The sequence below is a fragment of the Cryobacterium sp. RTC2.1 genome (assembly GCF_035018685.1).
Taxonomy (GTDB): Bacteria; Actinomycetota; Actinomycetes; order Actinomycetales; family Microbacteriaceae; genus Cryobacterium; species Cryobacterium glucosi.
In genome coordinates this window covers 1-19824 of record NZ_JASJXJ010000062.1, presented here as the reverse complement: position 1 = coordinate 19824, position 19824 = coordinate 1, and the positions used below count along the sequence as shown (strand labels likewise).

The 19824-nt window shown below is 68.7% G+C and carries 17 protein-coding genes and 1 riboswitch; of the genes, 12 read left to right on the top strand and 5 right to left on the bottom strand.

What is annotated here, in order from left to right; translation table 11 throughout:
- The first annotated feature begins 65 nt into the window (after positions 1-65).
- Positions 66-1574, top strand: coding sequence for a xylulokinase (locus QN357_RS09720; protein ID WP_323504820.1), 1509 nt, complete (start codon positions 66-68; stop codon positions 1572-1574).
- Between the two features lie 32 nt (positions 1575-1606).
- On the opposite strand, the gene QN357_RS09715 is transcribed toward QN357_RS09720, so the two are convergent.
- On the bottom strand, positions 1607-2554 hold the full coding sequence (locus tag QN357_RS09715; protein ID WP_323504819.1) for an aldose 1-epimerase family protein: 948 nt from the start codon (positions 2552-2554) through the stop codon (positions 1607-1609).
- Complete coding sequence (locus QN357_RS09710; protein WP_134446825.1) at positions 2551-3609, bottom strand: LacI family DNA-binding transcriptional regulator; 1059 nt, start codon at positions 3607-3609, stop codon at positions 2551-2553. Before QN357_RS09710 ends, QN357_RS09715 begins: the two co-directional genes overlap by 4 nt.
- Positions 3610-3877: 268 nt before the next feature.
- Between QN357_RS09710 and QN357_RS09705 the strand changes: the two genes are divergently transcribed.
- The 8 genes from QN357_RS09705 (at position 3878) to QN357_RS09670 (ending at position 12314) form a co-directional block, all read left to right on the top strand.
- Positions 3878-5191, top strand: coding sequence for an ABC transporter substrate-binding protein (locus tag QN357_RS09705; RefSeq protein WP_166787286.1), 1314 nt, complete (start codon positions 3878-3880; stop codon positions 5189-5191).
- A 73-nt stretch (positions 5192-5264) separates the two neighbouring features.
- Positions 5265-6224 carry a carbohydrate ABC transporter permease gene (locus tag QN357_RS09700; RefSeq protein ID WP_134446821.1) on the top strand — a complete coding sequence of 320 codons (960 nt, stop codon included), beginning with the start codon at positions 5265-5267 and terminating at the stop codon, positions 6222-6224.
- Positions 6221-7141, top strand: coding sequence for a carbohydrate ABC transporter permease (locus QN357_RS09695; protein WP_134446819.1), 921 nt, complete (start codon positions 6221-6223; stop codon positions 7139-7141). Before QN357_RS09700 ends, QN357_RS09695 begins: the two co-directional genes overlap by 4 nt.
- A gap of 48 nt (positions 7142-7189) precedes the next feature.
- Positions 7190-8695 (top strand): alpha-N-arabinofuranosidase, encoded by a 1506-nt coding sequence (locus QN357_RS09690; protein WP_134446817.1) that lies wholly within the window; start codon positions 7190-7192, stop codon positions 8693-8695.
- Positions 8696-8898: 203 nt separating this feature from the next.
- Positions 8899-9534, top strand: coding sequence for a LacI family DNA-binding transcriptional regulator (locus tag QN357_RS09685; protein ID WP_323504818.1), 636 nt, complete (start codon positions 8899-8901; stop codon positions 9532-9534).
- Positions 9535-9567: 33 nt separating this feature from the next.
- Positions 9568-10953, top strand: coding sequence for a GNAT family N-acetyltransferase (locus tag QN357_RS09680; protein ID WP_323504817.1), 1386 nt, complete (start codon positions 9568-9570; stop codon positions 10951-10953).
- Positions 10954-11056: 103 nt separating this feature from the next.
- On the top strand, positions 11057-11944 hold the full coding sequence (locus tag QN357_RS09675) for a DsbA family protein (protein ID WP_134446811.1): 888 nt from the start codon (positions 11057-11059) through the stop codon (positions 11942-11944).
- A gap of 10 nt (positions 11945-11954) precedes the next feature.
- Positions 11955-12314, top strand: a complete 360-nt coding sequence (locus QN357_RS09670; protein ID WP_323504816.1) for a CHY zinc finger protein — start codon at positions 11955-11957, stop codon at positions 12312-12314.
- A gap of 92 nt (positions 12315-12406) precedes the next feature.
- Here the strand turns inward: QN357_RS09670 and QN357_RS09665 are convergent, their stop codons facing one another.
- On the bottom strand, positions 12407-14671 hold the full coding sequence (locus QN357_RS09665; RefSeq protein ID WP_323504815.1) for a HelD family protein: 2265 nt from the start codon (positions 14669-14671) through the stop codon (positions 12407-12409).
- A 133-nt stretch (positions 14672-14804) separates the two neighbouring features.
- Positions 14805-14878: riboswitch (cyclic di-GMP riboswitch) on the top strand.
- A 19-nt stretch (positions 14879-14897) separates the two neighbouring features.
- On the opposite strand from QN357_RS09665, the gene QN357_RS09660 reads away from it, so the two are divergent.
- Entirely contained in the window at positions 14898-17243 is a 2346-nt protein-coding gene (locus tag QN357_RS09660) for an EAL domain-containing protein (protein ID WP_323504814.1), read from the top strand.
- A gap of 36 nt (positions 17244-17279) precedes the next feature.
- Here the strand turns inward: QN357_RS09660 and QN357_RS09655 are convergent, their stop codons facing one another.
- The gene (locus QN357_RS09655; protein WP_134446797.1) at positions 17280-17756 is read right to left on the bottom strand and encodes a universal stress protein; all 477 of its coding nucleotides are present in this window, start codon (positions 17754-17756) and stop codon (positions 17280-17282) included.
- Between the two features lie 157 nt (positions 17757-17913).
- Between QN357_RS09655 and QN357_RS09650 the strand changes: the two genes are divergently transcribed.
- Entirely contained in the window at positions 17914-18798 is an 885-nt protein-coding gene (locus tag QN357_RS09650) for a hypothetical protein (RefSeq protein ID WP_323504813.1), read from the top strand.
- A gap of 14 nt (positions 18799-18812) precedes the next feature.
- Here the strand turns inward: QN357_RS09650 and QN357_RS09645 are convergent, their stop codons facing one another.
- On the bottom strand, positions 18813-19370 hold the full coding sequence (locus QN357_RS09645; RefSeq protein WP_323504812.1) for a MarR family winged helix-turn-helix transcriptional regulator: 558 nt from the start codon (positions 19368-19370) through the stop codon (positions 18813-18815).
- A gap of 85 nt (positions 19371-19455) precedes the next feature.
- Here QN357_RS09645 and QN357_RS09640 point away from each other — a divergent pair.
- On the top strand, positions 19456-19824 hold a 369-nt coding region (locus tag QN357_RS09640), incomplete at its 3' end, for an Ohr family peroxiredoxin (RefSeq protein ID WP_323504811.1).

Genomic DNA, 19824 nt, shown 5'->3' with positions numbered 1-19824 from the left:
CGCGCACGCCGCGCCCGCACGTCCTCACTCGCACCCCACCCCCTCTCGAAGCGGAGAATGTAGTCATGTCACTGGTTGCCGGAGTCGATTCCTCGACCCAAAGTTGCAAGGTCGTCGTTCGTGACACGGAAACCGGTGCGCTCGTTCGCAGCGGTCGCGCCGTGCATCCGGAGGGGACCGAGGTCGACCCACAGAAGTGGTGGGAGGCCCTGCAGGCCGCCGTCGCCGACGCCGGCGGACTGGGCGATGTCGCAGCGATCTCGATCGCGGCCCAGCAGCACGGCATGGTCGTCCTCGACATCGACGGCCGCGTTATCCGCCCGGCCCTGCTCTGGAACGACACCCGTAGCGCCCCCGCAGCCGCAGAGCTGATCGACGAGGTCGGCGCCGCCGAATACGCCCAGCGCACCGGCCTCGTGCCGGTCGCGTCGTTCACAGCGACGAAGCTGCGCTGGCTGCGCGACGCCGAACCGGGCAACGCCGCGCGCGTCGCCGCGGTCGCGCTCCCCCATGACTGGCTCACCTGGCGGCTGCGCGGCTTCGGCCCGGCCGACGAGAGCCCTCTCGGCCCCGACCTGACGGCGCTGACCACGGACCGCTCCGATGTGAGCGGCACCGGCTACTGGTCGCCGATCACGGGCGACTACGACCTCGACCTCTTCGAGCGCGCCCTCGGGCACGCGGCCGTGCTGCCGCGCGTGCTCGGCCCGGGTGAGATCGCCGGAGAGACGGTCGCACTCAGCCTCGCCTCCCCTGACGAATTCGACGGAGATCGTGCCGATTCGACACCTGAGACGACCAGTGCATCGTTCACCGACCTGGAATCCCCGTCGAATTGGGTACCCGCCGGCATCGTCGTCGGCGTCGGCGCCGGCGACAACGCGGGCGCCGCCCTCGGCCTCGGAGCGGGCGACGGCGACGTCATCGTATCGATCGGCACGAGCGGCACCGTCTTCGCGGTGACCGCGACCCCGGCAACGGATGCCACGGGCACGGTCGCGGGGTTCGCCGACGCGAGCGGGCTCTTCCTTCCGCTCGTCGCGACGCTCAACGCCGCGCGCGTGCTCGACGCGGTGCGCGGACTCCTCGGCGTGGACCACGACGAGCTCGGCCGACTCGCCCTCGAGGCGGAGGCCGGCGCGAACGGCCTCGTGCTCCAGCCCTATTTCGAAGGCGAGCGCACCCCGAACCTGCCCAACGCGACCGCGACCCTCTTCGGGCTCACCCTCGCCTCGACCACCCGGCCGAACCTCGCCCGCGCGGCGATCGAAGGCCTGCTCTGCGGGCTCGCCGACGGCCTCGAGGCCGTGCGCGGCCAGGGTGTCGTCGTCTCCCGGGTGCTCCTGATCGGCGGCGCGGCGCAGAACCCGGCCGTCCGCGGCATCGCGGCGCAGCTCTTCGACAACCCCGTCGTCGTTCCGGCCCCTGGCGAGTATGTCGCCGACGGCGCAGCCGTGCAGGCGGCGTGGGCGCTGACGGGAGCGCGACCGGAGTGGCGCATCTCGCTCGCGGCGGAGCCGGCGATCGACTTCCGCCCCGTCATCCGCTCGCAGTACGCCGCCCACCGCGTCTGACCCACCTGCTCCGACCCACCCCGCCTGCCGGGTCAGAGCGCGCTGATCCGCCAGCTCGCCTCGTGGGTGTCTCCTGGCGCCAGACGCACGAGGTCGATGCCGGAGTTGAACGCGTCAGGAGGGCACGTCATCGGTTCCACCGCGAGGCCGAGCCGGGTGACCCCTGGCAGCGGCAGGTCCGCGGTGTGCACTTGCAGCCACGGGCATTCCGGCCCGAAGCTCATGGCCACACCGCGTCCGTCGGCCTCCCGCAGTTCGAGTGTCGCGCGCCCGCCGGAGTCCTGGATGATGCCCGTGAACGCGTGGTCGATCTCCGTCGCACCCAGCACCCGGGGCTCCCGGAAGTCGAAGGCACCGTCGCCGGCCGCGACGTCGACGACTCCGACCGGCAGCAGCCGGTCCGGTGTGACCTCGAGGAACCGGTCGGCCGGAAGCCTGAGCGTCCAGCTGTCCAGCGGGGAATCCCCCGCGCGCAGGTACGGATGCGGGCACACGCCATACGGCGCCGTGCCCGCTCCGGAGTTGCACACCTCGATCGTGGTCGTCAGTCCATCCGCGGCGAGCGCGTACCGGGCCGTGAAGTCGAGCTGGAAGGGATAGCCGGGACCGGCGGGCAGCCTGAGTCCGAGCACGACCTCGCCGCGAGCGTGCGCGAGCAGCCGCCAGGCCCGGTCGAACACGAGCCCGTGCAGCGCGCAGTCCCGCGACGGCTCGTTGACCGGCACGTGCACGGCCACTCCGTCTACCGGGTAGCGACCGTCCGCGATCCGGTTGGGCCAGGGTGCCGCGAGAGCGCCGCGGAAGCCGACCATGGCCTCGTCCCGGTCAAAGCTCACGACCAGGTCGCGCCCCTCGTACTGCAGCAGGCGCAGGCACGCGCCGATCTCGGTCACGACCGCGCGGTAGCCGTGTCCCGCGATCTCGTACTGCTCGCCGCTCGGCGCGGGGTTGGGTCCCGCCGTCGTGGTCTCGCTCGTCATGATTCCTGTCCTCGCTCTTCGGATGCCCCGGGCACGGTCACCGGTTCGCGCGATTCCGAGGACTCACGCTCGATCACCCGGAAGTCGGCCAGGAACTCTCTCGGCGCCTCCGGGGCGGTGGCATTGATCCGTTCGAGCAGCACCCGCACGGCGGTCTCGGCGATCTCTGCCCTCCCGGGATCGACCGTCGAGAGCGTCGGAAGGCTGTACCGGGTCTCGTCGAGATCGTCGAAGCCCATCAGCGCCACGTCCTCCGGGATGCGCAGCCCAGCCTGCTGGAGCACGCGCATGGCGCCGAGGGCCAGGGTGTCGTTGAGTCCGAACACGGCGTCGAACTCCACGCCGGAGGCGAGCAGCTCCCGCGTCGCTGTGGCGCCGTTCGAGCGGTGCCACAGGGTCGTGAACCCGATCAGGGCGGGGTCGAAGGGAATTCCGGCGGCCTCGAGGGCCTCCCGGTACCCGCGCAGGCGCAGGCCGGCCGAGCCGATCACTTCGCCCTCGTGCGCACCGACCACCGCGATCCGGCGCCGTCCCCGCCGGATCAGGTGTTCGGTCGCCGCCCTCGCGGCATCGACGTTGCGCATCGTGACGTGGTCGGTCGGCCCGTTGAAGATCCGCTCCCCGAGCAGCACGAGCGGGTAGCCGACCCGCAGGAAGTCCGCGTCGTCGTTGCCCATGCCGAGAGGGCTGAAGATCAGGCCGTCGGTGAGCTGGCGCCGGGGGCTCGAGAGCAGGCCGATCTCCCGGTCCCGGTCTCCCCCGGTCTGTTCGATCAGGACGGTGACGCCATGGCGCTCCGCCGAGCGGATCACGGCATCCGCGAGCTCGGCGAAGTAGCTCAGGGACAACTCGGGGAGGGCGAGGCCGATCATGCCCGTCCGTCCGGAACGCAGGCTGCGTGCCGAGAGATTGGGGTGGTAGTCGAGCTCGGCGATGGCCTCGAGCACCCGCTGTTTGGTGGCGGGGCGGATGTGGGGGTGATCGTTGATCACGTTGGAGACGGTCTTGATCGAGACTCCGGCGATTTGTGCCACATCGTGCAGTGTTGCCGCCATGGAGCCCCTTCCGATTCGGGCGACGTTCGCAGCAGCGTTCGTCTCCTCGCATAGTACAACGTTGTATGGCAGGCGGTGGGCGGGATCCGGCCTGATCACGGCAGCCTGTAACGATCTGGGTCAGACCGCTTGACAAATCGATGTCCGCCTCGACAGAATCTAGTTACATCGTTTACTTACAACGATGTAAACGATGCGATCGGCTCAGCGGATCCCGTCGCCAATACCGAGACAAGGGTGTCTGCACACCGGGAATGGACCAACACAAGTGAAAAAGATTCTGGCAACGGGGGGCGTCGCCATCATGCTCGCCGCAACGCTCAGCGGCTGCTCAACCGGGGCGGCCGAAGCAAGCTGCCAAAACAAGATCGTCAACTCTGCCGCAACCGTGGTCAACGTCTGGGCGTGGTATCCCGAATTCGAATCGGTCGTCGACCTGTTCAACAACACGCATGACAAGGTGCAGGTCTGCTGGACCAACGTCGGTGCGGGCAATGACGAGTACACCAAGTTCTCGACGGCCATCGAGGCCGGCTCGGGTGCTCCCGATGTCATCATGCTCGAGACCGAGGTCGTGCAGAGCTACATCCCGCGGGACGCCCTCGCCGACCTGACGAGTTACACGGCCGACATCAAGCAGAACTACTCCGAGGGCGCCTGGGCCGACGAGTCCAGCGGGGCAGGCGTCTACGCCATCCCCGTCGACGGCGGACCGGTCGGCATGCTCTATCGCAAGGACATCTTCGACAAGTACGGCATCGCGGTTCCGACGACCTGGGAAGAATACGCGGCCGCCGCGCAGGCCCTCAAGGATGCCGGATCGACCTCGATGATCACCGACTTCGCCGGCAATGGCCGGGCATACCAGCAGGCGCTCTTCGCGCAGGCCGGCTCGATTCCCTATACCGTCGACGGAACGAACGTCACGGTCGACCTGAACGACGCCGCGAGCCTCAAGGTCCTCACCTACTGGCAGGACCTGGTCTCCAAGGGCCTTGTCGGCACAGAGGACGCGTCGACGACCGACTACAACACGCACCTCGTCGACGGCACATACGCTTCGACGATCGCGGCGGCCTGGCTGCCCGGCTACCTCGCCGGGTTCACCGGCGCCGAGAGCGGTGCCGTCTGGCAGGCTGCCCCGATCCCGCAGTGGGCAGGCGAAACGCCCAAGCAGGTCAACATTGGCGGATCGGCCTTCTCGGTGACGAGCCAGGCCAAGGACAAGGATGCCGCCGCGACCGTCGCGAAGGACATCTTCGGAACCGAAGAGGCCTGGAAGCTCGGCATTGAAAAGGCCGCACTCTTCCCGCTCTGGAAGCCGATCCTGACCTCCTCGTACTTCACCGATCGCGCCTACGACTTCTTCGGCGGCCAGCAGATCAACAAGGACGTCTTCCTCGCCGCCGCGAACGACTACAGCGGCTTCCAGGTCAGCCCGTTCCAGAACCTCGCGTACGACAAGCTCACCGAGGCCGTCAACTCGGTCTCGAGCGGTGCCGCCACGCCGGCGGATGCCCTCGCGACGTACCAGAAGGCCGTCACGGAGTACGCGACCTCACAGGGGTACACGGTCAAATAACCCGGACCCACGGTGGTGGGGGGGGGGGGCGCCCCCCCCCCCCCCCCCCCCCCCCGGCCCCTGGAAAGGAACAATGTTGTCCTCAACCATCGAGAGACGCTCCGTCACCCCGGACCGTGCTTTCCTGAAAAAACCCGGCCGGCTCGGATCGGGCGTCAGCGCCCGGCGTGCACGCTGGGGGTGGCTCTTCGTGGCCCCCTTCGCCGTCTTCCTGGTGCTCTTCCTCCTCACGCCCCTCGTCTACGCCTTCATCCTCAGTCTGCAGAACAAGACCGTGGCAACGGGCACGCACTGGGTCGGCCTCGACAACTACGCCAAGGCCTTCACCGATCCTCTCTTCCTCGAGGGTGTCTGGCTCGTCGTGCGGTTTTCGATCATCCTGATCCCGATCCAGATGCTCGTCTCGCTCGGCGCTGCCCTGCTGCTCGACTCGATCACGAGCCGGTTCTCCAAGTTCTCCCGGCTGATGATCTTCGTTCCCTACGCGGTTCCCGCCGTGATCGGCGCCCTGATGTGGGGCTTCCTCTACAGCCCGAGCTTCGGCCCCGCCGCAGAGGTCGCCGGCTGGTTCGGCCTCAACGCGCCGCAGTTGCTGTCGCCGGACAACATCTTCGGCAGCCTCGTGAACGTCGTGACCTGGCAGTGGGCCGGCTACTACATGATCATCATCTACGCGGCGCTCCAGGGCATCGACACCTCGATCTATGAGGCGGCCAAGATCGACGGCGCCAACGCCTGGCAGACCGCGCTCCGGATCAAGATCCCGATGATCTCGTCCTCGCTCGTCCTGATCCTGGTCTTCGCCCTGATCGGAACCCTGCAGTTCTTCACGGAGCCCCAGATCCTGCGGAGCATGGCGTCGGGATCGATCACCGCCTCGTACACGCCGAACATCTACGCATACACGCTCGCGTTCTCCTATTCGCAATTCAACTACGCCTCGGCGATCTCGTTCGCCCTCGGGCTCGTCGTCTTCGTGGGCTCCTATATCTTCCTGCACTTCACCCGTAAAAAGAGCGGACTGAACTCATGACCGTGCTCGTTTCGACCACCTCACCGCGACCGGAGAAGCGGCGGTCCCATGCCTCCCGCGAGGCCAGCCGGGCCGGCGGGCGTCGCGTCCTGCCGCACCTCGTCCTCGTCGGCCTCATCCTCTATTTCGCGCTTCCGTTCTGGTGGCTCATCGTCGCGAGCACCAAGGACCAGGCGACGCTCTTCAGCGGCGACACGAGCCCGCTCTGGTTCGGGAAGTTCAACCTGATCGACAACATCCAGCTGTTGTTCACGTACTCGAACGGGCTGTACTGGCACTGGCTCGGCAACTCGTTCCTCTACGCCCTCACCGGCGGCATCGGCGCGACCGTCATCTCGGTGCTCGCCGGCTACGGCTTCGCGCAGTACCGCTTCGCCGGGCGCACCCCGTTCTTCGCCCTGGTGCTCGGTTCGGTCATGGTCCCCGCGACGGCCCTCGTCATCCCGATGTTCGTGATGTTCAGCGCGACCCACCTGACGAACACGATGTGGGCGGTGATCCTGCCGTCCATGCTCAATCCCTTCGGCGTTTACCTGATGCGGGTCTACACCCAGGATGCGATCCCGGACGAGATGATCGACGCCGCAAGGATGGACGGGGCCGGCGAGTTGCGGATCTTCTTCCGCGTCGCACTCCCCCTGCTCCGCCCGGCCCTCGTCACCGTGCTGCTGCTCAGCGTCGTCGGCACCTGGAACAACTATTTCCTGCCGCTCGTGATGTTCTCCAACCCGAACCTGTTCCCCGTCACGGTCGGGCTCGGCGCCCTGCAGACCCAGGCCGGCGTCAACACCGGCGGGCAGTCGCTCTGGACCATCGTCATCGTCGGAGCACTGGTCTCCGTGATCCCGCTCATCATCGCCTTCCTCACGCTGCAGAAGTACTGGCAGGGCGGGCTCTCCCTCGGCAGCGTCAAGTAAGCATCCGCACCTCTTCCACCCATCTCGATTCCAAAGGACTTTCCTCGCGTGACACAGGCAACAATCGTCATCGACCGCTCAGCCGTCGTGGCACCCATCAACCGCCGGATCTTCGGTTCCTTCGTCGAACATCTCGGCCGGTGCGTGTATGACGGCATCTATGAACCCGGCCACCCGACCGCCAACGCCGACGGGTTCCGGCTCGACGTCGTCGACCTCGTCAAGGAGCTCGGCTCGACGACCATCCGCTACCCCGGCGGCAACTTCGTCTCCGGGTACAAGTGGGAGGACGGCGTCGGACCGCGCGCGGACCGACCGGTGCGCCGAGACCTCGCCTGGCACTCGCTCGAGAGCAACCAGGTCGGCCTCGAGGAGTTCGCCCGCTGGTGCGCCCTGACGGACTCCGAGCTGATGATGGCCGTCAACCTCGGCACCCGCGGCATCGACGCCGCCCTCGACCTTCTCGAATACGCCAACCAGCCCGACGGGACCGCGCTCAGCGAGCAGCGAATCCGGAACGGCGCGGTCGAGCCGTACGACATCCGGATGTGGTGCCTCGGCAACGAGATGGACGGACCCTGGCAGATCGGCCATATGTCTGCCGACGACTACGGGAAGATCGCGGCTCGCACCGCATCCGCCATGAAGACCGCGGACAAGAGCCTCGAGCTCGTCGTCTGCGGCTCCTCCGGTTCTGCGATGCCGACCTTCGGGGAGTGGGAGCGGGTCGTGCTCGAGCACAGCTACGAGTACGTCGACTACGTCTCCTGCCACGCCTATTACCAGGAGCGCAAGGGAGACCTCGCTTCGTACCTCGCGTCCTCCCTCGAGATGACCTATTTCATCGAGACGGTGAAGGCCACGGCGGACCACGTCAAGTACAAGCTCCGCAGCGAGAAGACCATCCAGCTCTCCTTCGACGAGTGGAACATCTGGTACCTCGACGAGCACCAGGCCTCGGAGGAGGTCAACGAGGAGTGGCGCCACGCGCCGCGGCAGCTCGAGGACGTCTACTCCGTCGCCGACGCCGTCGTGCTCGGCAACCTGCTGATCACGCTCCTGCAGAACCACGACAGGGTCGGATCCGCTTCTCTCGCGCAGCTCGTCAACGTCATCGCGCCGATCATGACCGAGCCGGGCGGGGCGAGCTGGCGCCAGACCACGTTCTTCCCGTTTTCGGTGACCTCGAGGCTCGCCCGCGGCGTCGTGCTGAAGCCCCGGATCGATGCCGGGACCTATGACACGGCCCTCTACGGTGCAGCGCCCCTCGTCGACGCCGTCGCGACCTTCGATGCCGAGACGGGCGCATCCGCCGTCTTCCTCGTGAACCGCAGCCAGACGGAGTCGATCGAGGTGTCGATCGACGTCTCCGGCCTCGACGCGACGCTCCTCACCGAAGCGGTCACCCTGCACGATGCGGATGTCTACGCCAGGAACACACTCGCCGACCAGAATCGGGTCGGCCTGAAGCCCCTCGACGGCGTGCTGCTCACCGAAGGGGTCCTCACCGTCATCCTGCCGCCGGTCTCGTGGTCGGCACTCGCGCTGAACTAGGTTCCGAACGCCCGGCAGCCACTGCCGGCAGGCAGAATTCCCCCCGGTCGCCCCGCAACCGGGGGGGAATTCCCGGTTCCGCAGGAGAGTCTCAGGCCCGCACACGCCTTCCCCGCGCCCGGCGTGCCACAATGACAAGCACCTGCCGAACCGCGACCCGAACCGCGAACCGGCCCGCCAGTCCCCAGGAAGGGGATGGACCGATGAGTCCGTCATCCAGGCTACCCACCCTGCTCGACGTGGCCACCGCGGCTGGCGTGTCCCTCGCCACCGCGTCGCGTGCCCTGAACGGCAGCACCCGCACCGTCAACGGGGACTACCGCGACCGGGTCTTCACGGCCGCCGCCCAGCTCGGCTACACCCCCAACCTCTCGGCGCAGGCCGTTGCCACGGGAAGCACCCGGACGGTCGCCCTTGTCGTCACCGACATCGCGGACCCGCGCGACGCATTCCTGGCATCCGGCGTGATCGACGCGGCAGCGGATGCCGGACTCACCGTCACGGTGACCGTCACGGCAGGCGATCCCGACCGTGAACTCGCACTCGTCCGATCCCTGCGCGGGCAGCGCCCCCGGATCCTGATCCTCGCCGGACCGCCGTTCCCCGATGGCGCGGACGGCACTCCGCTCACGGACGAGCTGCGCTCCTTCGAGGCCGGCGGCGGCCGGGTGATCGTGCTCGGCGAGCGTTCCCTCGGCTTCGCGACCGTGCCACGCGGCGAGATCGGCTCCGAGGCGGGGCCGGAGTCCCTCGCCGCCGTCGGCCGCGCGGCCGTCGCACGAGCGCTCGTCCCTCCGGTCCCCGGGCCCGGAACGCCAGCCGGGACCGTCGCGAGCTGACTCCGGCCGGTCCCCGGCCAGTACAGTAGGGCCGTGAACGACTACACGGCACCCGACTTCGCACGCACGCCCATCGACGAGGAATCGGCGGCCCTGCTCGCGATCGGCGGCCTCGAACTGCGCCTGATCGACGCCGCAGACACCGAGGCCCGGCGACACTGGCACCGCGCGACAGCGCGCGGCTTCCACGATGGCGCGCCCGACGACAACGAACTCGTCCGCCGCCTGGCGAACACCGCAGGGGATCGCGTCACGGCCGTCCTCGACGCGACCGCTGCCGATCCGCTCACCCCGGTCGCGACGGTGCGGTCCTGGCCGATGGGCCTGAGCGTCCCCGGCGGCGGCACACTGCCCGCCTGGGCGATCAGCTCGGTCACCGTCTCGCCGACGCACCGCCGCAGAGGCCTCGCCCGCGCCCTGCTCACCGCCGAGCTCCGCACCGCGCACGGGCTCGGCCTGCCACTCGCCATGCTCACCGTGTCGGAGGCCACTATCTACGCGCGGTACGGGTTCGGGCCGGCCGCGCACCAGGCGAGCATCACCATCACCACCGGCGACGCCCGGCCGGCCCCGGCGGCCCCGGCGGGCACGGGGCGGCTGCACTTCGTCTCCCCCGAATCGCTGCGCCACGACGCCCCGGCGATCTTCGAAGCCGCCAGAAGGCGCGGCGCCGGTGACGTCGACCGTCGCGACAGCCTCTGGGACCAGATCCTCGGATTCACGACCCCCGCGTTGGCCGAGCCGTCCGAGGCGGCAGCCCCGGCCCCGACGACCGCCGCCACCCCGACGCGGCAGACGGTGCGCTTCGACGACCCGACAGGCCGACCGCAGGGATTCGCGGTCTACAGCGTCACGCTCGAGGGCGACGCCTACCCTGGTCGGCTCGACGTCGTCGACCTGGTCGCGGCGACCGACGCGGCATACACAGCACTCTGGCGCTTCCTGCTCGACCTCGACCTCATCGGAGAGGTCTCCGCCCCGCTCCGGAGTATCGCGGAGCCCCTCGTCTGGCAGCTCGAGAACCCCCGGGCCGTGCGCGCCTCCGCCGAACGCGACCACCTCTGGCTGCGCCTCCTCGACGTGCCTGCCGCACTCGAGCACCGCCGATACGCCGCACCGGGCGTCTTCCTCCTCGATGTCTCCGACGACCTCGGCATCGCAGGGGGCGAGTTCCTGCTCACTGTCTCTCCAGACGGTGCAGGCTCGGCGCATCCGCTCGCCGCGGGCGAGGCCAGCCCGGCGGGAGCGGCCCACCTCAGCCTCTCGGTCGCCGCCCTCTCCGCCCTCTACCTGGGCGGCCCGAGCGCCGTCGTGCTGAGCCGCGCCGGCAGGGTCACCGAGCACACGGAGGATGCCGCGACGCAGGTCGACGCCGCATTCCGCTCCGGGCAGCCGCCGCACCTCAGCACCTGGTTCTAACCCTCCTCACAGCTGGCTCCCAGCCCGATGGCACGGGGCGTGGAGGTGGACGGCCTAACCTAGATTCGATAAGTCACTCGCGACGAAACGGTGTACAGGGTCTATGAACAGCAACCTCCCCGGCAAAGGCACGCCCCCGAAGAAGGACCGCCGCGATGCGGCACGGGAGAGCGCCCGCTTGATGCGTGAAGCCCAGCAGAAGAAGGACAAGCGAAACAAGCTGTTCCTGCGCGGCGGCATCGGTGCCGGACTGGTTGCGATCGCCGTCGTCGTCGCCCTCGTCATCGTGAACAGCAACGGCCCCGCGGCCGCCGGCCCGCTGAACATGGCCAGCGATGGGGTCCTGCTCACCGGCGACGGAACGACCATCACCGCCGTCCCGACGGCCGCCCTCGCCGCGGACGCCACGCCGGTCGCGACCGACCAGACCAAGCTCACGAGCACTGCGAACATCGTCGTCTACGCCGATTACCTGTGCCCCTATTGCGGCCAGTTCGAGACCACCAACGGCACCGCGATCAACTCCTGGGTCACCGCGGGCAACGCGACGCTCGAGTACCACCCGATCTCCATCCTCGACGCCAACTCGGCCGGGACGAAGTACTCGACCCGGGCAGCGAACGCCGCCGTGTGCGTAGCCAACTACCAGCCCGCCGCATTCCCGGCCGTCAACGCCGCCCTGTTCGCCCAGCAACCCGCTGAGAGCACCGCCGGCCTGACGGATCAGGAACTTGTGAGCCTGGTCACGACCGCGGGAGCCACGGACGCCGGCATCACGAAGTGCATCACTGACGGTGCCTTCAAGTCCTGGGTCGGCAATGCGACCAAGCGCGCCCTCGCCGGCCCGCTGCCCAACTCGACGACCCTCACCAAGGTCGCCGGAACCCCGACCGTGCTCGTCAACGGCGTCGCCTACACCGGCTCCCTGACCGACGCGACGGTGTTCTCCACCTTCGTCCAGGACCAGGTCACCGCAGCCGCCAAGAAGTAGGCGGCCGCTGGTGCAGCCACCGGGCCGAAAACAGCCGGGCACGACCGACCTCGGGGTGTTCGGCGAGACCGTCGACGACGAGACGCGGTGCGTTCACTACAACACGGCGGCGGATGTCGTCGCGATCCGGTTCTACTGCTGCCGCCGGTTCTACCCCTGCCACCTCTGCCACGCCGCCGCGGCCGATCATGCGGCGCGGCAGTGGCCGGTCGCGCTCTGGGCGGAGCAGGCGATCCTCTGCGGAGCCTGCCTCCGCACCCTGAGCATCACCGACTACCGTGCCGCGACACGCTGCCCGCACTGCGCGGCGCCCTTCAACGACGGATGCCGGGCGCACGCCCACCTCTACTTCGAGGCGCCCAGCCCCTGACCCCGTTCTCCATCTGAAGTGTCGCAGATCGACGTTCCCGAGGCCCGGGAACGTCGATCTGCGACACCTCAGCGCCGTCAGCGCGTGGGGGGTCAGCGCGTGAGGCCGGCGGGCAGCGCGGAGTTCAGGTCGGCGACGAGGTAGAGGCGCTGTGTCGCGCGGGTCATGGCGACGTACAGCGATCCGGCCCCGCGCTCCGAGGCGGCCACGATGCCTGCGGGATCCACGACGATCACGGCGTCGAACTCGAGGCCCTTCGCGTCGCGAGGCCCGAGGAGTGCGATCTCCCTGCCGAGCCCGAGGGCGCCGAGACCGACCCGGTCCCCGAACTCCGCCGAGAGCTCCGCCCCGACGGCCTCAAGCGCCGCATCGGCAGCGATCACGGCGAGGGTACCGCCCGCACGCAGCGCGCGCTCGCGGTGAACCGCTGCCGCGACATCCGCTTCGACGGTTATCGGCCACTCACTCGCGCGAACCGCCCGCGAGGGCGTCACCGGCAGCCCGTGCGCGATCGCCATCTCCTCGGCCGCGGTCGCGATCTGGCGGGGTGTGCGATAGTTCACGGTCAGTTCCTCGAGGCGCCAGCGCCCGGCCTCGAGGGAGGCGTCGAGAATGGGCGCGAGGGCCTCCTTCCAGCTGCCCGATGCCGAGGCGGATGCGGCCTGCGCGATATCGCCGACGACCGTGAACGACCGGCGCGGCCCCCGGCGCAGCAGCAGCCGCCACTGCATCGGCGAGAGTTCCTGTGCCTCGTCGACGACGACGTGGCCGTATGTCCAGGTGCGGTCGACGGCCGCACGCTCGGCGGTCGTGGCCCGGTCGCCGAGCTCGGCGAAGTTGTCTGCCAGGGCGCGTGCGTTGACGAGACCCTTCACGTCCATGTTCGCGATTGCGAGTTCGGCATTCTCGATGTCGCGTTTGCGCTGTTCCTTCTGTTCGCGCTTCTGGGCGGCGTCGACGACGTTGTACTCGCCGAGGTGCTCGGCCGCCTCGTCGAGCAGCGGGATATCGGCGATCGTGAACTCGGCGTCCCTGGCCCTGTGCAGGAGCGCCCTCTGCTCCGCGCTCCAGCCCGGGGTGAGCTCGGCGAGCCATTGCGGGCGCGCGTAGAGATCCTGCACGAGCTTCTCGGGGGTGAGCGGCAGCCACGCGGTGTTGAGCGCGACGCGCACGTCCTGGGCGAGCCGCAGGTCTTCGCGCAGCATCGGCAGGTCGGACTCGTCCATCGAGGCGCCGCCCTGCTGCAGCTGGCGCAGCCAGTCGCGCGCGAGCGCGCCGATCGCGGTCTTCACGAAGGTGACCCTCGCGAGGTTGTGCGGCTTGCCGCCCTCGCGCGCCTTGGCGATCGCGTTCGCCACGAGCTGCGGGGCCAGGGTGATCTTGTCGCCGTTGACCTCGAGCTGACGGGTCCCCACCGGGATCCGCTGCCGGGAGCGCACCGCATGGGCGATGAGCGCGGCCATGAAAGCCTGGCCCTTGAGCGCCGCGACGGCGGGGACGTCCTCGCGGGTCGCCTCGACGCCCGGGTACAGCTGTCCAACGCTTGAGAGAACCACCCCGGTCTCGCCAAGCGACGGCAGCACCGCCTCGATGTACTGCAGGAACGAGCGGGACGGCCCCACGATGAGCACCCCGTTGTGCTTCAGGCGATCGCGATGCGTGTAGAGCAGGTACGCCGCACGGTGCAGCGCGACGGCGGTCTTCCCCGTCCCCGGCCCGCCCTGGACGACGAGCACTCCGGCGAGGTCAGAGCGGATGATCCGGTCCTGTTCCGCCTGGATGGTCGCGACGATGTCGGGCATGTGCCCGGTGCGCTGGGCGGTCAGCGCGGAGAGCAACGCTCCCTCCCCCTGATGTTCTGAGGGTTCTCTGCCGAGGCGTTCGGCGTCGAGGATCTCGTCCTCGATCCGGATGATGGTCCGCCCCCTGGACTGCAGGTGGCGCCTGGCCCTGGCTCCCAGCGGGGTCGCGGCCGTCGCCTGGTAAAACGCGCTCGCCTGCGGCACCCGCCAGTCGAGCAGCATCGGCTGCAAGTCTTCGTCGCGCAGCCCGACCCTGCCGATGTAGCGGAACACGGAGTCGCCGCTCGCGTCGTCCGCGGCCAGTTCGAGCCGGCCGAACGCCAGCCGGTCGTCGATCTCCCGCAACTGCACGATCCGGTCCTCGTAGAGGCGCGCAAAGGTGTCCCGCTCGGAGCGGGTCTGATGATTTCCGCCGACGTCGAGCAACCGCACCGCCGTCAGCTGGTCCTCGGCCTCCCGCTGCAGCGCGTCCAGACGCGCGTACAGCGTTGCCACGTAGTTCTGTTCCCGTTCAAGCTCCAGGTCGACCACCGAAACACCCCTCAAATCCGACATTCGAGTTTACCCGACGCAGCTGGGTGGTCCTTTCCGGTCGAAAGTGCCCAGTGCACAGGGCACTCTCGACCGGAAAGGTCCGCAGAGAGGGGCGACTAGGCTTGCCGTGTGTGAGGGAGCACCCATCCCTGCGGTCTCATACAGGCACACCCGTCGCAAGGCGGGGTCGCAAAGGCACGGGACCCTCGGGTTCGCCGGCCTACACAAGGACAGGACCCGGCCTCACATGACCGCGAGACACGATCACCACCCCTTCTTCTTCACGCTGTGGAATCCGTTCCGTCGGCCGGACGGCATGACGGAAGGCACCCGGTGGCTGTTCACCTGGTTTGCGGTCGCCTCGCTCCTGCTCACCGTGCCGACCATCGTGGCCTCGGATACCGATGGGGTGCTTCTCATCGCGCTCGTGGCCGGGGCCGTCCTCATCGCCTCCTGGTGTTATGGGTTTGTCCACAGGCGGGTTCCGCTCGCGCTCGACGTGATCGACTTCGTCGCGTTCGTCGGTCTCGGACTCACGCTGCCCGACCCGATGATCGCCCTCGGGATCATCTTCGGTGCCATCTGGCTGCGTGGACTCTACGGCTCCACGCTCAGGTCTCTTGTCCGCTGCACCCTGTACGCGCTCGCGCTCGTCGCCACTGTTGTGTTGTGGGGCCCTGTGAACGGGACCACCGGCATGACCTCACCCGCCATCATCCTCGGCACGATTCCCACACTGTTCCTCACCGTCGTGATCGTGCGTCAATTGAGCATCGTGCTGTTGTCACGCGAACAGTCGATGAGACGCGACCGGGAGCTCGCAGCGACCGGCTCCCTGCTGCTCGGTATCCTCGACGAGGCGGATATCTTGGTCATCGGCTGGGCTGCGACGCAGGAACTCTGCCTCGCCACCCCCGGACTGCGCGTCCTGCGGGTCATGCGCGACGGCCCTGTCCTGCGCGTCGACGGCGCGACCGGCCAGTTCGACTCGCTGCCTGCGCAACTGCCCGGCACCGTCATCACGTCTGCCACCAATGGAACAGACGCCAACGCGACCGACCTCGACTCCCTCCCACTCGATGCAGCCGTCGGCACCCCCCTGGCGTGGGCCTGCCTCGCCTCGAATGCCCAGGCGAATACGTGGATTCTTGTGGGAGCCCCCGGCACGATCCCGGCGGAGGCCCTCGTATCGGTCCGGGCGCTCTCCAACCAGGTCTCGCTCGCCCTCCGCAACAGTACGGTCCAGGGGGAGCTCACGGTCCAGGTCAGTTCGGACCCGCTTACCGGTCTCAACAACCGTGCGTCGTTCATGGCCAAGCTCACCGCGATCCTGGGCACGGTCGACGATGCCAGCGGCGTCCACATCTTCTTCCTCGATCTCGACGATTTCAAGGACGTCAACGACCTTCTCGGACACCGGGCCGGAAACGAACTCCTCATCGAGGTCGCCGAGCGGATGCGGTCAAACACCGGGAGCACTGCCATCTGCGCCAGGCTCGGTGGCGACGAGTTCGCCATCATCCTGTCCGGCAAGAGTGATTCCGATGCCCTCGGCATCGCCACAGCCCTGGGCAGGTCGATCGCCGAACCGGTGACCCTCGAGCGGAACACCGCGCAGGTCGGCGTCAGCATCGGCATCGCCACAGCAGCAGCAGGGATCGACATCGAGGATCTGGTTCACCAGGCGGACGTGGCGATGTACGCGGCGAAGGCCAATGGCAAGAACCGCGTCCAGGTCTTCGAGCCTGGCCTCCTCCGCGTGGACAATCCCAGGGTCACCTTCGAATGGCAGCTCGCGGCCGCGGCGGCCGCCGACGAGCTCGTCGTGCACTACCAGCCCATCCTCGATCTCCCCGGGCTGCAGTGCACCGCCGTCGAGGCCCTCGTCCGTTGGCAACACCCGGAACGCGGCCTGCTCCTCCCCGGTGACTTCATCGACATCGCCGAGCGGACCGGAGCGATCATCGGTATCGGCGCTTTCGTGATGCGACGCGCCTGCCTCGACGCCGCGGCATGGCGGACGGCCAATCCTGGAGCGCCGATGGCCGTGCACGTGAACGTTTCGGCCCACGAGCTCGACCGCGAGGGGTTCGTCGACTCGATCATCGGCTGCCTGGCCGACACCGGGACCCTCGCGAAGGATCTCATCATCGAACTCACCGAGACCGTCGTACTGGACTCTCCCTCCGCGATCGGCCGCCTCCGCGCGATCGGAGCGCTCGGCGTCGGGATCGCAATCGACGACTTCGGCACGGGCTATGCCTCCCTGACGTCATTGCGCGCGCTCCCCGTCGACATCGTGAAGATCGACATGAGTTTCGTCGCCGGCGCCCTGACGAATGCCTTCGACCGTTCAGTCATCGAGGCGATCGTACGGCTGTGCGCGCAGCTCGGTATCACGACGGTCGCAGAGGGGATTGAACGGATCGAGCAGCAACGACTCCTCGAATCACTCGGCGCCGACGGGGTGCAGGGTTACCTGTACGCGCGCGCCCTCCCCGCCGCCGAACTGGCCGGCTGGCTCGAGGAGAATCGCACCACGGCGGTCGCCGCCGAGACGAACATCGTCCGAATGCTCCGCACGCACGCCTGACGCCTGCACATGACCGGCCTCAGGCCCCAGTCGGTCTCAGGCCGGTACGCCGGGCCGCACCACGAGCACAGGGCAGTCCGCGTGTCGCACACACTGTTCACTGACCGACCCGAGCAGCATCCCTGCGAGGCCGCCGCGCCCGCGGGAGCCGACCACCAGCATCCGTGCCCCGCGGGAAACGCTGATCAGGCAGCTGAGCGGCGTCGCGTACGCCGCCCGGTACTCGACGGGCACTCCCGGATGCTGCGCCGCGATCGGCCCGGCATCGGCCTCGAGCTTCTCCCGTACCGCACCGGCGTAGTCGGTGAGGGGCGAAACATAGCCGAACTTCCAGTCGGCCGGGCGTGGGGCCGTGTCGATCGACCAGGCCCGGACGACGACGACGGATGCGCCGAGCGGCCCGGCGAGGTCGAGGGCGACCGCGAGCGCATGGTTCGCATAGTCGGAGCCGTCGTGCCCGACGACGATACTGCCCGTGGGAGCTGGAGACTGGTCTGCATCGATGCCTGACATGCTCCCACGCTACTCCCGGCAAAGGGGGCGCGACGGAAAACACCCCCGACCGCGAGAAAAACCGTCGCGGCCACCCCGCACCGTCAGCCCCGCGTCAGCCCTGGCGCTGGCACCTCTCCGGCCCCGATCGTTTGCCGAGCCCGGTTAGGGTGGAGTCATGCCTCTCCGCGCCTCCCAGCGACGAATCCTCATCGCCGTCGCGACGGTCGCCGCGATCGTGGCCGGCGGCTTCCTCGTGCGCTCGGTCGTCGTGCCGCGGACGGCGCCCTCCGATCCCGCCGTCTTCGACGCCGGCGCCCTGATCAGTGACTACAACTTCTTCAACCCGAATGCGATGACGACCGACGAGGTGCAGTCCTTCCTGGAAGGCCGGAACTGTGTGCGACGCGACGAGTCGCCGTGCCTCTGGGAGTACCGCGAGTCGACCGTGTCCGAACCCGCGCAGGGCCCCGGCCACTGCGCTGCGTACGCGGGCGAGCCGAACGAGCGTGCGAGCACGATCATCGAGAAGGTCGCCGCGGCCTGCACGATCAGCCCGCGGGTTCTCCTCGTGCTGCTGCAGAAGGAACAGTCCCTGCTGACCCGGCCCAGCGCATCCGGCTACCTGCGGGCGACGGGTTACGGCTGCCCGGATACCGCCGACTGCGCCGCGGAGTACTTCGGCTTCTTCAACCAGGTCTACCGGGCCGCGTGGCAGTTCCGGCAGTACACCCAGGAGCCCGAACGCGCCTACAAGGTCGGCGCGGTCAGCGTCGCGTACAACCCCGACGCTGCGTGCGGCGCGGCGACGGTTCAGATCCGCAACCAGGCCACGGCGAACCTGTACAACTACACCCCGTACCAGCCGGATGCCGCGGCACTCGCCGACACGAACGGCGATGGCGGCGGATGCTCGACGCACGGAAACCTGAATTTCTGGCTGTTCTACAACACCTGGTTCGGATCCTCGCTGAGTGAACCGTACCCCTCCGTGTTCGCGTCCTGCCTCAATCTCGTCGGCGGGCAGCCGTGCCCCCGCACCGAGCTGATCCCGACCGTGTGAGCGGCGCCGGGGGGTCAATCCCCCGCAGCGACAGCGCCGCGGGAACGCCGGAACGCCGACCGCTTCGGACGTGACCGCAGCTGCGCGCGCACGTCGCCGAGGATCTCGGTGACCGTCGCGAGTTCCTCCGGCCCGATGCGGTCGAAGAGCATCTCACGCACGAGCGTGACGTAACCAGGTCCGCCGGCGGCGAGTGCCGCCCGGCCCGCTGCGGTGATGTGCGCGATGACGGAACGTTCGTCGCCGGGTGACGGGCGTCGCTCCACGAGCCCGAGGGCCTCGAGCCGGGCGACCTGGTAGGTGAGCCCGCTGCGGGACACCGTCAGCGCGTCCGCGATGTCGGTCATCCGCAACCGCCCCTCTGGCGCCTCGAGGAGCCGGAGCAGGATCTCGAACTGGGCAAGGGTCAGGCCCACGGCATCCCGCAACTGGCGGTCTGCGGCGAACTGCACGATGTTCGCGGTCTCGACGATGGCTGCCCAGGCGCGCATCTCCGCGGGCGACACACTCGGGGCGGGGCCGATCCGCTCAGGATCGCCCGGATTCGCACTGCCCGATGGGGGAATACTCACGACTCGCTCCTAGTTGTTTCGAATACGAAGCACTTCCACAAGGGCCACCCCCAGTCTGCCCCGGCCCACCACGAAAGAAGACACAATGAGCACCGCCGTCTACACCGCATCCGCCACTTCCTGGGGCGGACGAACGGGCAAGGTCGTCACGAGCGACAACAAGCTCGACCTCGACCTGTCCATTCCGGCCGAAATGGGCGGCGACGGCGGCGCGGGCACGAACCCCGAGCAGCTCTTCGCGAGCGGCTGGGCGGCGTGCTTCCACAACGCGCTCAAGGGCGTCGCCCGCCAGCGCAAGGTCAACGTCACCGACTCCGCCGTCTCGCTCGAGGTGCACCTCGTCGGCGGAATGGCCACCGGCTTCGACTTCGAGGTCACGATCGAGGCCCAGCTGCCCGGCGTCGACCCCGTCGTCGCCCAGGAGATGCTCGACGCGGCCCACCAGGTCTGCCCG

What these genes read in the sequence shown, in the direction of transcription:
- QN357_RS09720 (WP_323504820.1), top strand. Translation starts at nt 66, where the DNA reads ATGTCACTGGTTGCCGGAGTCGATTCCTCGACCCAAAGTTGCAAGGTC.
- QN357_RS09685 (WP_323504818.1), top strand. Translation starts at nt 8,899, where the DNA reads ATGAGTCCGTCATCCAGGCTACCCACCCTGCTCGACGTGGCCACCGCG.
- QN357_RS09665 (WP_323504815.1), bottom strand. Translation starts at nt 14,671, where the DNA reads ATGTCGGATTTGAGGGGTGTTTCGGTGGTCGACCTGGAGCTTGAACGG.
- QN357_RS09700 (WP_134446821.1), top strand. Translation starts at nt 5,265, where the DNA reads ATGTTGTCCTCAACCATCGAGAGACGCTCCGTCACCCCGGACCGTGCT.
- QN357_RS09715 (WP_323504819.1), bottom strand. Translation starts at nt 2,554, where the DNA reads ATGACGAGCGAGACCACGACGGCGGGACCCAACCCCGCGCCGAGCGGC.
- QN357_RS09695 (WP_134446819.1), top strand. Translation starts at nt 6,221, where the DNA reads ATGACCGTGCTCGTTTCGACCACCTCACCGCGACCGGAGAAGCGGCGG.
- QN357_RS09655 (WP_134446797.1), bottom strand. Translation starts at nt 17,756, where the DNA reads ATGTCAGGCATCGATGCAGACCAGTCTCCAGCTCCCACGGGCAGTATC.
- QN357_RS09660 (WP_323504814.1), top strand. Translation starts at nt 14,898, where the DNA reads ATGACCGCGAGACACGATCACCACCCCTTCTTCTTCACGCTGTGGAAT.
- QN357_RS09675 (WP_134446811.1), top strand. Translation starts at nt 11,057, where the DNA reads ATGAACAGCAACCTCCCCGGCAAAGGCACGCCCCCGAAGAAGGACCGC.
- QN357_RS09710 (WP_134446825.1), bottom strand. Translation starts at nt 3,609, where the DNA reads ATGGCGGCAACACTGCACGATGTGGCACAAATCGCCGGAGTCTCGATC.
- QN357_RS09650 (WP_323504813.1), top strand. Translation starts at nt 17,914, where the DNA reads ATGCCTCTCCGCGCCTCCCAGCGACGAATCCTCATCGCCGTCGCGACG.